Source organism: Actinomadura sp. B10D3, from assembly GCF_039871695.1.
GTDB lineage: Bacteria > Actinomycetota > Actinomycetes > Streptosporangiales > Streptosporangiaceae > Spirillospora > Spirillospora madurae.
In genome coordinates this window covers 11,761-25,727 of the sequence record NZ_JBDPLY010000003.1, presented here as the reverse complement: position 1 = coordinate 25,727, position 13,967 = coordinate 11,761, and the positions used below count along the sequence as shown (strand labels likewise).

Here is a 13,967-nt window from a genome sequence, read left to right as displayed (position 1 = left end):
GAGACCGGGAATCACGTCGCGGCACCGCCCGCGGAGCGGGACCGGTCCAGTACCGCCGCGGACCGGGCGGCTACCCTGTGCTCGCCTGATCACGCTGCGGAAATCGGAGCCCCCGTCATGTCCGACACGACTGCCGCCGGCACCGCGGACCCGCCGCCCGCGGGCGGGCGCGGGCCGCTGGAGCGCCTGTTCGACCTCACCGGGCGCGGCACGACCGTGCCGCGCGAGCTGCGCGGCGGCGTGACCACGTTCTTCGCGATGGCCTACATCATCCTGCTGAACCCGATCATCCTCGGCGGGGCGAAGGACGTCACCGGGGCGGCGCTGTCGATCCCGCAGCTGACCACGATGACGGCGCTGTCCGCCGCGGTCGCCACGGTGATCATGGGGCTGGTCGGGAACGCGCCGCTCGCCCTCGCCGCCGGGCTCGGCATCAACGCGGTCGTGGCGTTCCAGGCCGCGCCGGTGATGACCTGGCCGCAGGCGATGGGCCTGGTGGTGATCGAGGGCGCGGTGATCGTGCTGCTGGCGCTCACCGGCATCCGCGAGCGGATCATGAACTCGATCCCGCTGGCGCTCAAGCACGCGATCGCGGTCGGCATCGGCGCGTTCATCGCGCTGGTCGGCCTCTACGACGCGGGTTTCGTCACCTCCAGCGCGACGAGCCCGCCGCTGTCGCTCGGCACGGGCGGCCGGCTGGAGACGCTGCCGTCGCTGGTGTTCGCGCTCACCCTGCTGCTGATGATCGTGCTGTACGTGCGGCGGGTGCCGGGCGCGATCCTGATCAGCATCATCGCCGGGACGGTCGCGGCCGTGGCGATCCAGGAGAACGCGACCGTCAAGGAGGGCGGCTGGGGCGTGGTCACCCCGAACATGCCCGACAAGCTGTTCGCCGCCCCCGATTTCGGGCTGTTCGGGGAGATCGATCTGTTCGGCGGGTTCGGCCGGGCCGGGGTCATCACCGCGCTCGTCGTGCTGTTCACGCTGGTGCTGTCCGGGTTCTTCGACGCGATGGGCACGATCCTCGGCATCAGCGACGAGGCGGGCCTGGTCAGCGAGAAGGGCGAGGTTCCGCGGCTCGGCCGGATCCTGTCGGTGGACGGCCTGTCCGCCGCGTTCGGCGGCGTCACCAGTTCCTCGGCCAACACGGTGTTCGTCGAGTCGGCGGCCGGCGTCGGCGAGGGGGCCCGGACCGGCCTGGCCAACATCGCCACCGGCGCGCTCTTCGCGGTCACGCTGTTCCTCACCCCGCTCGCCGCGACCGTCCCCGCGCAGGCCGCCGCGCCGGCCCTGGTGGTGGTCGGCGCGCTGATGATGACGCAGGTCGCCAAGGTGGACTGGGACGACATCGACCTGACGATCCCGGCGTTCCTCACCATCGTGCTGATGCCGTTCACCTTCTCGATCACGACCGGGATCGGCGGCGGCATGGTGGCCTACGCGCTGATCAAGCTCGCCCGGGGCCGGTGGCGCGAGGTCTCGGTCTGGCTGTGGCCGGTCGTGGCCCTGTTCCTGGTGTTCTTCGTGCTCCATCCCATCGAGCAGTGGCTGAACGTGCGGTGAGCGTCGCGTGACGCGACTTCCCAGCCCATTTGAAACTCTGGGCCTCGGTTGCGGGTGTCAAATAGTGCCGTCATGGCGTAAGCAGAAGGTAGGGCCTTACCCCCTGGCGTGAAAGGCGTGGCTGTGGTGTCCCCGGACTCTCCCTCCCGCCCGTCGCCGCACGGTCACGTCCTGCTGGCACCGGACAGGTTCCCGGGAGGGCTGACCGCGGCGCGGGCCGCCCGGCATCTCGCCGCCGGGCTGCGGCGCGCGCGTCCCGGCGTCCCGCTGGTGGAGCTTCCCGTGGCCGACGGCGGCGACGGCACCGTCGAGGCCGCGGTGGCGGCCGGCTGGCGGCGGGTCGAGGTCGAGGTGTGCGGGCCGACGGGCCGCCCCGTCACCGCGCGGCTCGCGGTCAACGGCCGCAGCGCGGTGGTCGAGCTGGCGGAGGCCTCCGGCCTGCGCCGGCTGCCGGGCGGCGAGCCGCGGCCGCTCGTGGCCTCCAGCATCGGGACGGGGCAGCTGGTCGCGCACGCCGTCCGCCTCGGTGCCCGCCGGATCGTCCTCGGCCTCGGCGGCGGCGCCTGCACCGACGGCGGCGCGGGCCTCGTCCAGGGGCTCGGCGGCCGGCTGCTGGACGCGCTCGGCAAGGACCTGCCGCCCGGCGGGGCGGCACTGCGCTCGCTGCACGCGCTCGACCTGCGCGGCCTGCCCGACATGTCGGGCATCAAGGTGGTGGTGGCGGGCGACTCGGCGGGGCCGCTGCTCGGCCGCACCGGCGCCGCCGCGGTCGACGGGCCGCGCCGCGGCGCGACCCGCGACGAGGTGCGGCTGCTGGACGCGGGGCTGCGCCGCTGGGCCGACCTGGCGGAGGCGGCGGCCCGCCGGGCGGCCCGCGACCTGCCCGGCGCGGGCACCTCGGGCGGCGTCGCGTTCGCCGCGCTCACCTTCCTCGGCGCGACGATCGAGCCGGGCCCGTCCCTGATGCTGGACCTGCTCGGGTTCGCCGGCAAGGCGCGCGGCGCGCGGCTGGTGGTCACCGGCGAGGGCGTCCTGGACACCCGGTCGCTGCGCGGCAGCGCGCCGATCGGGGTGGCCCGCGCCGCCGCCCGCGCGGGCGCGCCCGTCGTCGCGGTGGCCGGCCGCCGCGGCCTCACCGGCGAGCAGCTGCGCAAGGCGCGCATCCAGGCGGCGTACGCGCTGGCCGACATCGAGCCGGACGAGGAGCGCCGCGTCCGCCGTGCCGGCCCGCTGCTGGAGCAGCTGACGGTGGCGATCGCCGACGAGTGGCTGCCGCCCGCGCACCCCTGAGATCGGAGCGCTCCAACGAATATTCGCCACTTCCCTGGCGACCGCGTGGTCAGCCCTTTACGATCTGACGGAGCGGCAGGTCATCGGGAACTCAACAGCGGCGCTAGGCAGGCACGGCACATGGCGGAACAGCAGTACGACTGGGCATCCCTCGGGATCGACGTCACCAAGCCGAGCATCGCTCGGACCTACGACGTGGTCCTGCGGGGCAAGGACAACTTCGAGGTCGACCGCGCGTTCGTGGCCGAGATCGTCAAGATCATTCCGGAGATCTACGACGTGGCCACCTACAACCGGGAGATCCTCGGCCGCGGCGTGCGCTACCTGGCCGCCGAGGCGGGCCTGCGCCAGTTCCTCGACCTCGGCTCCGGGCTGCCGACCGTGCAGAACACCCACCAGGTCGCGCAGAGGATCTCTCCCGGCGCGCGGGTGGTGTACGTGGACAACGACCCGATCGTGCTCGCGCACGGGCGGGCGCTGCTGGCCGAGAACGCGAGCACCACGGTCGTCACCGCCGACATCCGCGAGCCGGAGAAGATCCTCGCCCACGAGGACGTGCGCCGGCTGATCGACTTCGGCGAGCCCGTCGCGGTGATGCTCGTCGGCATCCTGCACCACCTGCACGACGACGAGGGGCCGCAGCGGATCGTGGAGACGCTGATGGACGCCGTCCCGTCCGGCAGCCACCTGTTCGTCACGGCCTTCTGCCGGTCCAGCCAGGAGGCGGCGGACGCCGAGGTGCAGTACCAGGGACTGCTCGGCACCGGCCGGTTCCGCACCCCGGAAGAGATCACCCGCTACTTCGACGGCTTGGAGCTCCTGGAGCCCGGCCTCGTCCCGCTGCCGCTGTGGCGGCCCGAGGAGGAGGTCCCGGACGAGCTGAGCGTCGGCCAGCGCCTCATGTACGGGGGCATCGCCCGCAAGCCGTGACGGCCGCGGACCCTCCACCGGAAGCGCTTTACACCGTGTCAACGGAACAGGCGATGCCCTGACATCCTGCACATGGCCGGAGGGTCCGTCCGCCCCGCACGCTGGAGGCACCAGTCCTGGTCGGCGTCGGTGGAGGAGCGTGCGGTGAAGGTCGGCGTCCCGCGAGAGATCAAGAACCACGAGTACCGGGTGGCGATCACCCCGGCGGGGGCGCACGAGCTCACCCGGCACGGCCACGAGGTGTTCGTCGAGCGGGGCGCCGGGCTCGGCTCGGCGATCCCCGACGACGACTACGCCGCCGCCGGCGCCAAGATCCTGGACGGCGCGGACGAGGTCTGGGCCGAGGGCGAGCTGATCCTCAAGGTGAAGGAGCCGGTCGCGCCGGAGTACCACCGGATGCGCGACGGGCAGGTCCTGTTCACCTACCTGCACCTCGCCGCGTCCCGGGCGTGCACCGACGCGCTCCTCGCGGCCGGCGTCACCGCGATCGCCTACGAGACCGTCCAGCTCGCGGACGGCTCGCTGCCGCTGCTCGCGCCGATGTCGGAGGTCGCCGGGCGCCTCGCCGCGCAGGTCGGCGCGTACAACCTGATGTCCTTCACCGGCGGGCGGGGCGTCCTGCCGGGCGGGGTCCCCGGCGTCGCGCCGGCCAAGGTCGTCGTCATCGGCGGCGGCGTGTCCGGCCTCAACGCCGCCCAGATCGCCGCCGGCATGGGCGCGGACGTGACCGTCCTCGACGTGGACGTCGACCGCCTCCGCCACATCGACGCCATCTACCAGGGCCGCCTGCGGACGCTGGTGTCCAGCGCCTACACGGTCGAGCAGGAGGTCCGCGCCGCCGACCTCGTCATCGGGGCCGTGCTGATCCCGGGCGCCCGCGCGCCCAAGCTGGTGTCCAACGACCTGGTCGCCGGCATGAAGGCGGGCTCGGTCCTGGTGGACATCGCGATCGACCAGGGCGGCTGCTTCGAGGACTCCCGCCCCACCACGCACGACGACCCCACCTACAAGGTGCACGGCTCGACGTTCTACTGCGTGGCCAACATGCCCGGCTCCGTCCCGAACACCTCGACCTACGCGCTGACCGGCGTCACCCTCCCGTACGCCGTCCAGATCGCCGACCGGGGCTGGCGCGCCGCCCTGGGCGCCGACGCCGCGCTCGCCCGCGGCCTCAACACCCACGCCGGCGCGCTCGTCTACGACCACGTCGCCGAGGCGCACGGCCTGCCCCACACGCCCCTCGCGTCGATCCTGGACTGACCCGTCCCCCTAGAGTTGCCTCGTGGGCGAACTGGTGCTGGTGCGTCATGGGGAGACCGAGTGGAGCCGTGACCGCCGGCACACCGGGCGGACGGACCTTCCGCTGACCGGGCGGGGCGAGGAGCAGGCGCGGTCGCTGCGCGAGGCGCTCGCCGGGCGGCGGTTCGCCCTCGTGCTGGCCAGCCCGGCGGAGCGGGCCCTGCGGACCGCGGAGCTGGCGGGCCTGCGGGTGGACGCGACCGATCCCGACCTGTGGGAGTGGGACTACGGCGGCTACGAGGGAATCACCTCGGCCGCCATCCGCGAGGAGCGCCCCGGCTGGTTCCTGTGGGACGACGGGGTGATCCCGGGCGACGCCGCGCATCCGGGCGAGACCGTCGAGCAGGTGGGCGGGCGGGCGGACGCGGTCCTCGTGCGGGTGCGGGAGGTGCTCGGGGGCGGCGACGTGGCGCTCGTGGCGCACGGCCATCTCCTGCGCGTCCTGACGGCGCGGTGGCTGGGACTGGAGCCCGCGCAAGGCCGGCTGTTCGCGCTCGGCACCGGGACCGTGTCGGCGCTCGGCACCGAGCACGGCAGGCCGGTGATCAGCGCCTGGAACGTCCCGGTACGGTAGCCGCGCCCAGCGCATAAGGTACCTGGTGGGGATGTCCCCCAGGGGTACCCGGGCCTGCGCCCCGGAAGGATTGCGAGGTTGGAGATGACGGCCAGCGAGGCCCCCGTCCGGGGGTACACCGCCACCAAGGACCAGCTGCAGACCCGGCTGGCGCGGATCGAGGGCCAGGTGCGCGGCATCGACCGGATGGTCGAGGAGGACCGCTACTGCATCGACATCCTCACGCAGATCAGCGCGGTCCAGGCGGCGCTGGACAAGGTGGCGCTCGGCCTGCTGGACGGGCACGTGCGGCACTGCGTGGCCGAGGGCGCCGAGGAGGGCAAGGGCGAGGCGATGTCCAACGAGCTGATGGCGGCCGTCGGGCGGCTCATGCGGCGCGGCTGACTCAGCCGCCGGGGCAGCCCTCCCCGCCCCGCTCGGGCCCGCTCGTGCGCTCGATGGTCTCGACCAGGACGCGCCAGCCGTGCAGGAACTGCGCCCGCTCGTCCGGCGTGAGCGACTCCAGCGTCATGCGGAACGGCCGCAGCCGGCGCCAGGTGAACCGCTCGACCATCTCGCGGTGCCGCTCGCCGAGGCTGACGATCATGCGCCGGCGGTCCCGCTCGTCCGGACGGCGCTCCACGAACCCGCCGCGCTCCAGCTCCCCGGCGAGCTGGCTGACCGTGGCGGGGCTGAGCCCCATCCGCCGGGCCAGGACGCCCACGGCCACGGGGCCCCGCAGGACGAGCTGGATCAGCACGGGCACGTGCCGGGGCCCGAGGCCGGCGGCGCGCACCCGGTCGACGAGCTCCTCGGAGCCGTCGTGCCCGCCCTTGATCCCGCGGATCATCCTGGCCATGAGCTGGACCATCGTCTCCAGGTCGGCGTCCACCGCCGCGGTGGCGGCAGATCGATCCTCGGACATACCTTGAAGTTCAACATATTCCGTGATGCACTGCAAAATGTTGAAGTTCAAGGCGTTTCACGTCTTGACCGACGGGGAGACGGGACGCGCGACCGCAGGCAGGGGGCGACCATGGCCGAGAGCCCGATCACCAAGGCGGCACCCCCGGAGGACACCTCCGGGAGCGACCGCCTGGACCGCCAGACCATCCTGCTCGGCCTGGTGATCGTGTCGGGGACCGTGATGGCGATCCTCGACACCACGATCGTCAACGTCGCGCTGGAGACGCTCGGCCGCGACTTCTCCACCGGCCTGTCGACGATCCAGTGGGTCATCACCGGCTACATGCTGGCGATGGGCACGGTCATCCCGCTCACCGGCTGGGCCGTCGACCGGTTCGGCGGGCGCCGCGTGTGGATGACCTCGATCGTGCTGTTCGTCCTCGGGTCGGTGCTGTCCGGCGCCGCCTGGAACATCGGGTCGCTGATCGTCTTCCGGGTCGTGCAGGGCCTCGGCGGCGGCATGCTGATGCCGACCGGCATGGCCATCCTGACGATGGCGGCGGGACCGCGGCGGATGGGCCGCATCATGAGCATCGTCGGCGTCCCGATGCTGCTCGGCCCCGTCCTCGGCCCGGTGCTCGGCGGCTGGCTCGTCGAGGACGTCGACTGGCGCTGGATCTTCCTCGTCAACCTTCCGGTCGGGGCGATGGCCCTGGCGCTGGCCTGGTGGAAGGTCCCGCGCCACAGCGGCGGGCACGCGGCGCCGGGGCTCGACTGGCGCGGGCTGGTCCTGCTGCCGCCCGGGTTCGTCCTGCTGATCTACGGCCTGTCCACGGCGAGCAGCAGCGGCGGGTTCGGGGAGCCGTCCACCATCGCCTGGCTCGCGGGCGGCGCCGTCCTGGTCGCCCTGTTCGCGCTGCACAGCCTGCGGCTCCGCGAGCGCTCCCTGATCGACGTGCGGCTGTTCGCCGACCGGACGTTCGCGACCGCGGCCGTCGCGGTGTTCTTCGTCGGCATCGCGCTGATGGGCTCGATGCTGCTGATCCCGCTGTACTACCAGATCGGCCGCGGCGAGGGCGCGTTCGCGGCCGGGCTGCTGCTGGCGCCGCAGGGGCTCGGAGCCGCGACCGCGATGCCGATCGCCGGGATGGTCACCGACAAGCTGGGCGCCGGCCGCATCGTCCCGGCCGGCATCGTCCTCCTGGTCGTCGGGACCGTCCCGTTCGCCCTGGTGGGGGCGGACACGTCCTACTGGCTGCTCGGCACCGCCCTCTACGTGCGGGGCCTCGGCCTCGGCTGCACGATGATGCCGACCATGTCGGCGGCGCTCACGACGCTGAGCCGGGCCGCGGTCTCGCGGGCCAGCAGCACCCTGAACATCATCGTCCAGCTCGGCGGATCGGTCGGCACGGCGCTGCTCGCCGTCATCCTGGCCCGCCAGATCGGCGACCGGATCCCGCGGGCCGCAGCCGGCGGGGACGGTGCCGCGGCGGGCATGAGCGAGATCCCCGAGCGGGTCCGCGAGCAGATCGCGCCGAAGCTGGCGGACGCGTTCGGCCACACCTTCTGGGTCGCGCTGATCCTCACCGCGGTGCTGATCCTGCCGGCGCTGCTGCTGCCACGGCACGCCGCCCACGAGAAGGACGCGGTGCCGGACGCTCCCCCGCCGGCCTGACCGGGCTCAGGAGGCGATCGAGAGGCCGCCCAAGCCCGCCTCGTGCTCGCGCGTGATGCGCCTGGCCCGCTGGGCGTCCGGCGAGTACCGGAACCGCTCGGGGACGACGTGCGTGGTGCGGTAGAGGCCCTTCAGCGTCAGCGTCGCGGCCAGGTCCGACGTCGGCAGCCCCGGCAGCCCGTACATGCGGCGGGCCCAGCGCGGCAGCGTGGAGACGACCAGCATCCCGAGGCCGGGCGCGGCGAGCTTCAGCGGCAGCAGCGGGCGCGGGAGGGCCGGGCTGAACATGCGGCGCAGCCCCTCGCGCGCCTCACGGCAGGCATGGATCCGGCGCCGCATCCGCGCGTAGTAGTCCCTCATCTCCTCGACCGTGGCGGGCACGTCCGCCGGGTCGAGGCCCACGACGGCGGCGGCGCGGCGCTGCTCGTCCACGAACGCGTCGGCGTCCCGCGCGGTCAGCGGCACTCCCGCGCGGCGGGCCACGTCCAGGTACGAGTCGACCTCGCCCATGTGGACCCACAGCAGGTTCTCCGGGTCGTCGATCGGGAACGTCTCGCCGGTCCGCATGTCCAGGCCGGTGAGCTTGGAGTGCAGCCGGCGGACGCGGCGGCCCACCCGCTCGACCTCCTCCTGTGTCCCGTAGGTGCGGACGCGCACGAACTCCACCGTCCGGCCGAGCCTGGCCCAGGCCGCGGCAGGGTCCATGAGCTCGGAGTTCTGCGCGGTCCCCCACATCGTGCGCGGATGCAGCGCCTGGAGCAGCAGCGCCCTGATCCCGCCGATGATCAGCACGGGCTCGCCCATGACCTCCCAGGTCACCGAGCCCGGGCCGAAGAGCCCGTGGTCGGCCCGCTCCTCGCTCTCGTCGTGCACGTCGCCCGCCTTCCGTCGCCGCGGCCGGGAGTCGGCACCGGCCCGGTAATCGAAGGCTTACCCTGCCACGCCGGACGTCACACGATCTAGTCCTCGATGGGGTCCTCTACCGCTTCGTCCGGTTCGCCGGGTTCGGTCTGCTCGCTGATCCAGGCCAGGTAGTCCATGCTGCCCGCCACCACCGGCGTCGCGATGATCTCCGGGGTGTCGTAGGAGTGGCCCTCGGTGATCAGGGAGGCCAGCTCGTCGAACCGGTCGGCGGAGGTCTTGAAGAGCACCATCCACTCCTCCGCCGACTCGATCTCGTCCTCCCACCAGTAGGTGCCGGCGATCGGCCCCACCAGCTGGGCGCAGGCCGCGAGCCGCTCGGCGACCGCCGACCTGGCCAGCTCGGCGGCCTCGGCGCGGGAGTCGGTGGTGGTCGTCACCTGGACATATGCGTGGGCCATGGCACGACTCCTTCCCGCTCCCCGCCCGCGCACGCACCAGGCACGCGCGCCTACCCGGCCGGACGGACGACGAGCGCGCTGCCGCCGCCCCGCCGGGAGGGCTCGGCGACCGCCTGGACGAGGCCGGGCCGCAGGAACTCCAGCCCGGTCGCGGCGCCGATCACGCCCGCCGGCGGCCCGGGGAACGGCTCCAGCCGGTGCCCCCGTGCGGCCAGGTCGCGGCCGTACCGGTCGATGAACGGCTGCTCGGCGAAGACCTGCGGGGTGTTGCGCTGCGTGGCGCGCGGCGCGTTCAGCGCGGTGGGCAGGTCCATGCCGAGGTCGATCCGGTTCAGCAGGATCTGCAGCACGGTCGTGATGATCGTCGAGCCGCCGGGCGTGCCGACCGCGAGCTTCGGCCGCCCGTCCTTGAGCACCAGGGTGGGGGACATGCTGCTGCGCGGGCGCTTGCGCGGGCCCGGCAGGTTCGGGTCGGGCGCCTGGCCCGGCGCGGGCGGCTGGAACGAGAAGTCGGTCAGCTCGTTGTTCAGCAGGAACCCGCGCCCGGGGACGGTGATGCCGCTGCCGCCGAACTGCTCGATCGACAGCGTGTAGGCGACGACGTTCCCCCACTTGTCGGCGACGTTGAGGTGGGTGGTCTGCGGGCCCTCGAACGCCAGCGCCCTCGTCTGGGTGCCCGGCGGGACGCACGGCGCGTAGGAGCCGTCGGGCGAGCCGGGGGCGACGGGGGCCGCCGCCGCCCGGTCCGGCTTGATCAGGCAGGCGCGCTCGCGGGCGAACCCGGAGGACAGCAGCTCGTCCAGGGGGACGTCCACCTTGTCGGCGTCGCCGACGTAGCGGCCGCGGTCGGCGTAGGCGAGCTTGGACGCCTCCAGGTAGTAGTGGAGGGCCGTGACCGGGTCGCGCGCGTCCAGGCGGAAGTTGCCGAGGATGGTGAGCGCCTCCCCCACGGTCGACCCGCCGGACGACGAGGGCGGCATGCCGTACACGTCCGTCCCCCGGTAGGGCACGTGGGTGGGCTTGCGCGGCACGGCCCGGTAGGCGGCGAGGTCACCGCGCTCCATGAGGCCGGGGCGGACGTCGCGCGTGGCCTCCGGGTCGACCGGGGGCTCGGCGACCGTCCGGGCGATCTCCCTGCCGAGCCCGCCCTTGTAGAACCAGCCCGTGCCGCGCCGTGCCAGCTCCCGGTAGGTGTCGGCGAGGTCGGGGTTGCGGAAGACCGAGCCGACCGCGGGCACCTTCCCGCCCGGCAGGAACAGCCGGCGGGTCGGGACGATGTCGCGGAAGCGCGCCTCGTTCGTCGCGGTCTGGTCGTGGAACTCCTGGTCCACGACGAAGCCCCGGTCGGCGACCTTGATCGCCGGACGCAGCAGGGTGCCGAGGTCGCGGGTGCCGAACCGGCGCAGCGCGAGGTCCCACTGCGCGAGGGTGCCGGGCACGCCGACCCCGAGCCCGCTGGTGACCGCCTGGTCGAACGGGAGCGGCCGCCCCGTCGCCGGGTCGATGAAGGCGTCCTGCCTCATCCGCTTCGGCGCGAACTCGCGCCCGTCGAGGGCGTGGACCCGGCGCGTCTTCGCGTCGTAGTAGACCATGTAGCCGCCACCGCCGATCGCGGCCACGAACGGCTCGGTGACCCCCAGCGTGGCGCCCGCCGCGACGGCCGCGTCCATCGCGTTGCCGCCGCGCCGCAGGACCTCCAGGGCCGTGCGGCTGGCGTCGGGGTCGACCGTGGACACGGCGCCGCCGTACCCCGTCGCGACCGGCTGCTTGACCGGGGGCCGCGGGTGGGGCGGGGCCGTCGCGGGCGCCGCGGCGGCGGGCGCGGCCGGGACGGCGAGGGACGCGGCGACGGCGAGCGCCGCGGCGGCGGCCGTGCGGCGGGACCCGCCCGAGGGCTTCGCCGCCCGCGCGGGCGGCGCGTGCGAGGGCGACACGTGCGAGGGCGACGGGGAGCGGAACACCGGACCTCCAGACGAATCGGCGTCCCTACGGTGCCACCGATCTTCGTCCGGCGCCACCGTCCGCACCGGCCGACCCCGGACGCGGCGCGGGGCCCGCGGCACCGAAAGATCATAAAGCGCTTTCCGCCTCTGGAAATGGGACCTATTGCCGCGGAACGCTCCACCGGAAAGTCATTCGGCCGCCCTCGCCCAGCGTGAGGGATCCACTGCGGCACGTCGCCGACCTGCGGTTTGGCAGGATGCGACAACGGCGAGACGGCGGGAATCAGGACGAAAACGTTGCGATTATGCTCATACCTGGTGAATTCTTAGGGACTTCGGCAAGCACCTCGCGATCAGCGGCGCGGGTTCAGGCCTTGGGGGACCACCTATGACCTTGGACATGCGCATGCGCAACAACATGTTCCGGCGGCTGCCGGTCGAGCAGGCCACCGGCCGGCTCTACGGCGGCAGGCATCGCCTCCGCGTGGTCTACCGGACCCGCGATCTCGTCGTGCTCGGGCTCGGCGTCATGATCGGCTCCGGCATCTTCAAGATCGCCGGCGAGCAGGCGTCCTCGACCGCGGGCCCCGGCGTGCTCGTGTCGTTCCTCGTCGCGGGCGGCGTGTGCGTGCTGGCGGCGCTGGCCTTCGCCGAGCTGTCCTCGATCGTCCCGGTCGCGGGCAGCGCCTACTCCTTCAGCTACGTCGCGTTCGGCGAGGTGTGGGCGTGGGTCGTCGGCTGGGCGCTGATCATGGAGCTGCTGCTGGCCGCGTCCGTGCTCGCCCGGGTCTGGTCGCTGTACGCCGCGCAGGCGCTGCAGGACTTCGGGGTGCCGGTCCCGACCTGGCTCGGTGAGCTCATCGGCCAGCAGAAGGGCCCCGACCTGTTCGCCCTCGGCATCCTGCTGCTGGTCATCCTGATGCTCGCGACCGGCAGCCGGATGAGCCTGAAGTCGCTCTGGTTCATGGTGATGGCCAAGGTCATCGTGATCGGGCTCGTCATCGCCACCGCGCTGAAGTTCTTCCAGCCGGGCAACCTCACCCCGTTCCTGCCGCCGTCCCAGCCCGCCCCCGAGGCCGACCAGACGGTGCTGGACGCCGTGCTCGGCGCGCTCGGCGGCGGCACCCCGCACGTGTTCGGGGTCTGGGGCATGTTCGCCGCGGCGCCCGCCATCGCGTTCGCCTACATCGGCTTCGACCTGATCGCGACCGCCTCGGAGGAGACCGACGACGCGCCCCGCAAGGTGCCGCGCGGCATCCTCACCGCGCTCGTCACCACGATCGTGCTGTACGCGGCCGTCGCGGTCGCGCTCGTGGGCATGGTCGGGATGGACGGCATCGCCAACCTCAACCCCGACAAGCTGCTGCTCGCCGCCGCCTTCGACTCGGTCGGCGCGGGCGCGATGGGCAAGATCGTCGACGTGGGCGCCATGCTGGCGCTCACCACCGTCATCCTGGTGCTGATGATCAGCCTGACCCGGGTGGTGTTCTCCATCTCGCGGGACGGGCTGCTGCCGCGCCCGCTCGCCGCGATGAGCCGCTACAAGGTGCCCTCCCGCGCCACGCTCCTCGCGGGCGGTGCGGCCGTGGTGATGTCGCAGACGATCGACGTGCTCACCCTGGAGCAGCTCGTCGTGATCGGCTCGCTGTTCGCGTTCCTGTTCGTCGCGGCGGCGGTGCTGGCGCTGCGCCGCTCCCGGCCGGACCTGCACCGGCCGTTCCGGATGCCCGCGGCGCCGCTGGTCGTGATCGTGACGATCTTCGCGATCGGCTGGCTGATGCTGAACCTGAACGTCGAGACGTGGGCCTACTTCGCCGTCTGGATGATCGTCGGCATCGCCATCTACCTGGTCTACGGGCGCCGCAAGAGCCAAATGAAGCTGCTGCTGGACGCGCCGCCGCCCGCGCGCCCGGTCGCCGCGCGGATGGCCCCCGCCCCGCCTCCGGGGGCGGCCCTTCCCCCGGGCGTGGCCCCGGCGTCCCCGGGCACGGTGCCGGGTCCGTGGGACATGCGCCCCACCCCCGGGCAGGTCGGCACGGGGACGTGGCCGGGCGAGGGGCGCCCCGCCGCACCGGAGAGCCCCTACCCCACCGGCCGGTACTCGGCGGGACGCCGTCCGGGCGGCCGGTTCGCGCCCGAGCCCTACCCCGCCGACCCGGCCACGCCGCCCCCGGGCCTTGGCCCGTCCGGGGCGTACTCCGCCGGACCGCCCGAGGACCCGTACGCGGTCGATCCGGGCGTGCCGAACCCGTACTCGTCCGGGCCCCACGAGAACCGGCCGTACGACCCACGGCCCTACGAGTCCGGGCCCTACGAGTCCGGCCCGTACGAGTCCGGCCCATACGAACCCCGGCCCTACGAGCAGGGCGGCCAGGAGCAGGCCCCCCGCCGGCCCAACCCGTACGGTCCCGGGTACGGCCCGGGCGACGAGCCCCAGGAACCGCCGCCGGGAGGACGGCATCGCCGCTGAGGCGGTATCGCCCAAC

General features: G+C 73.5%; 12 protein-coding genes. 8 read left to right on the top strand and 4 right to left on the bottom strand.

Annotated features, from left to right (window positions below; translation table 11 throughout):
* The first annotated feature begins 117 nt into the window (after positions 1 to 117).
* The 6 genes from ABGB11_RS06220 to ABGB11_RS06195 all read left to right on the top strand — a co-directional run bounded on the left by ABGB11_RS06220 (position 118) and on the right by ABGB11_RS06195 (position 6,040).
* Positions 118 to 1,563 carry an NCS2 family permease gene (locus tag ABGB11_RS06220; protein ID WP_347629714.1) on the top strand — a complete coding sequence of 482 codons (1,446 nt, stop codon included), beginning with the start codon at positions 118 to 120 and terminating at the stop codon, positions 1,561 to 1,563.
* A 126-nt stretch (positions 1,564 to 1,689) separates the two neighbouring features.
* Entirely contained in the window at positions 1,690 to 2,853 is a 1,164-nt protein-coding gene (locus ABGB11_RS06215; RefSeq protein ID WP_347629712.1) for a glycerate kinase, read from the top strand.
* Positions 2,854 to 2,973: 120 nt separating this feature from the next.
* Entirely contained in the window at positions 2,974 to 3,783 is an 810-nt protein-coding gene (locus tag ABGB11_RS06210) for an SAM-dependent methyltransferase (RefSeq protein WP_347629710.1), read from the top strand.
* Between the two features lie 144 nt (positions 3,784 to 3,927).
* Entirely contained in the window at positions 3,928 to 5,043 is a 1,116-nt protein-coding gene (gene ald, locus ABGB11_RS06205; protein ID WP_347630533.1) for an alanine dehydrogenase, read from the top strand.
* 22 nt (positions 5,044 to 5,065) lie between these two features.
* On the top strand, positions 5,066 to 5,656 hold the full coding sequence (locus ABGB11_RS06200; protein WP_347629708.1) for a histidine phosphatase family protein: 591 nt from the start codon (positions 5,066 to 5,068) through the stop codon (positions 5,654 to 5,656).
* A gap of 84 nt (positions 5,657 to 5,740) precedes the next feature.
* Positions 5,741 to 6,040 carry a metal-sensitive transcriptional regulator gene (locus tag ABGB11_RS06195; RefSeq protein ID WP_347629706.1) on the top strand — a complete coding sequence of 100 codons (300 nt, stop codon included), beginning with the start codon at positions 5,741 to 5,743 and terminating at the stop codon, positions 6,038 to 6,040.
* A gap of 1 nt (position 6,041) precedes the next feature.
* On the opposite strand, the gene ABGB11_RS06190 is transcribed toward ABGB11_RS06195, so the two are convergent.
* A complete protein-coding gene (locus ABGB11_RS06190; RefSeq protein ID WP_347629704.1) occupies positions 6,042 to 6,560 on the bottom strand; it encodes a MarR family transcriptional regulator in 519 nt (172 codons plus the stop codon).
* Positions 6,561 to 6,671: 111 nt separating this feature from the next.
* On the opposite strand from ABGB11_RS06190, the gene ABGB11_RS06185 reads away from it, so the two are divergent.
* Positions 6,672 to 8,216, top strand: a complete 1,545-nt coding sequence (locus ABGB11_RS06185) for a DHA2 family efflux MFS transporter permease subunit (RefSeq protein ID WP_347629702.1) — start codon at positions 6,672 to 6,674, stop codon at positions 8,214 to 8,216.
* Positions 8,217 to 8,222: 6 nt separating this feature from the next.
* Here ABGB11_RS06185 and ABGB11_RS06180 read toward each other — a convergent pair whose 3' ends face one another.
* From ABGB11_RS06180 to ggt, 3 genes are all read right to left on the bottom strand, one after another.
* On the bottom strand, positions 8,223 to 9,089 hold the full coding sequence (locus ABGB11_RS06180) for an oxygenase MpaB family protein (RefSeq protein WP_347629700.1): 867 nt from the start codon (positions 9,087 to 9,089) through the stop codon (positions 8,223 to 8,225).
* Between the two features lie 86 nt (positions 9,090 to 9,175).
* Positions 9,176 to 9,538 carry a divalent-cation tolerance protein CutA gene (gene cutA / locus ABGB11_RS06175; protein ID WP_347629698.1) on the bottom strand — a complete coding sequence of 121 codons (363 nt, stop codon included), beginning with the start codon at positions 9,536 to 9,538 and terminating at the stop codon, positions 9,176 to 9,178.
* 50 nt (positions 9,539 to 9,588) lie between these two features.
* Positions 9,589 to 11,499, bottom strand: coding sequence for a gamma-glutamyltransferase (gene ggt / locus ABGB11_RS06170; RefSeq protein ID WP_347629696.1), 1,911 nt, complete (start codon positions 11,497 to 11,499; stop codon positions 9,589 to 9,591).
* A 370-nt stretch (positions 11,500 to 11,869) separates the two neighbouring features.
* On the opposite strand from ggt, the gene ABGB11_RS06165 reads away from it, so the two are divergent.
* On the top strand, positions 11,870 to 13,951 hold the full coding sequence (locus ABGB11_RS06165; RefSeq protein WP_347629694.1) for an amino acid permease: 2,082 nt from the start codon (positions 11,870 to 11,872) through the stop codon (positions 13,949 to 13,951).
* The last annotated feature ends 16 nt before the right edge of the window (positions 13,952 to 13,967 follow it).

Coding starts and splice junctions, on each gene's coding strand:
- ABGB11_RS06220 (WP_347629714.1), top strand. CDS start 118: ATGTCCGACACGACTGCCGCCGGCACCGCGGACCCGCCGCCCGCGGGC.
- ABGB11_RS06210 (WP_347629710.1), top strand. CDS start 2,974: ATGGCGGAACAGCAGTACGACTGGGCATCCCTCGGGATCGACGTCACC.
- ABGB11_RS06195 (WP_347629706.1), top strand. CDS start 5,741: ATGACGGCCAGCGAGGCCCCCGTCCGGGGGTACACCGCCACCAAGGAC.
- ABGB11_RS06190 (WP_347629704.1), bottom strand. CDS start 6,560: ATGTCCGAGGATCGATCTGCCGCCACCGCGGCGGTGGACGCCGACCTG.
- ABGB11_RS06185 (WP_347629702.1), top strand. CDS start 6,672: ATGGCCGAGAGCCCGATCACCAAGGCGGCACCCCCGGAGGACACCTCC.
- cutA (WP_347629698.1), bottom strand. CDS start 9,538: ATGGCCCACGCATATGTCCAGGTGACGACCACCACCGACTCCCGCGCC.
- ABGB11_RS06165 (WP_347629694.1), top strand. CDS start 11,870: ATGACCTTGGACATGCGCATGCGCAACAACATGTTCCGGCGGCTGCCG.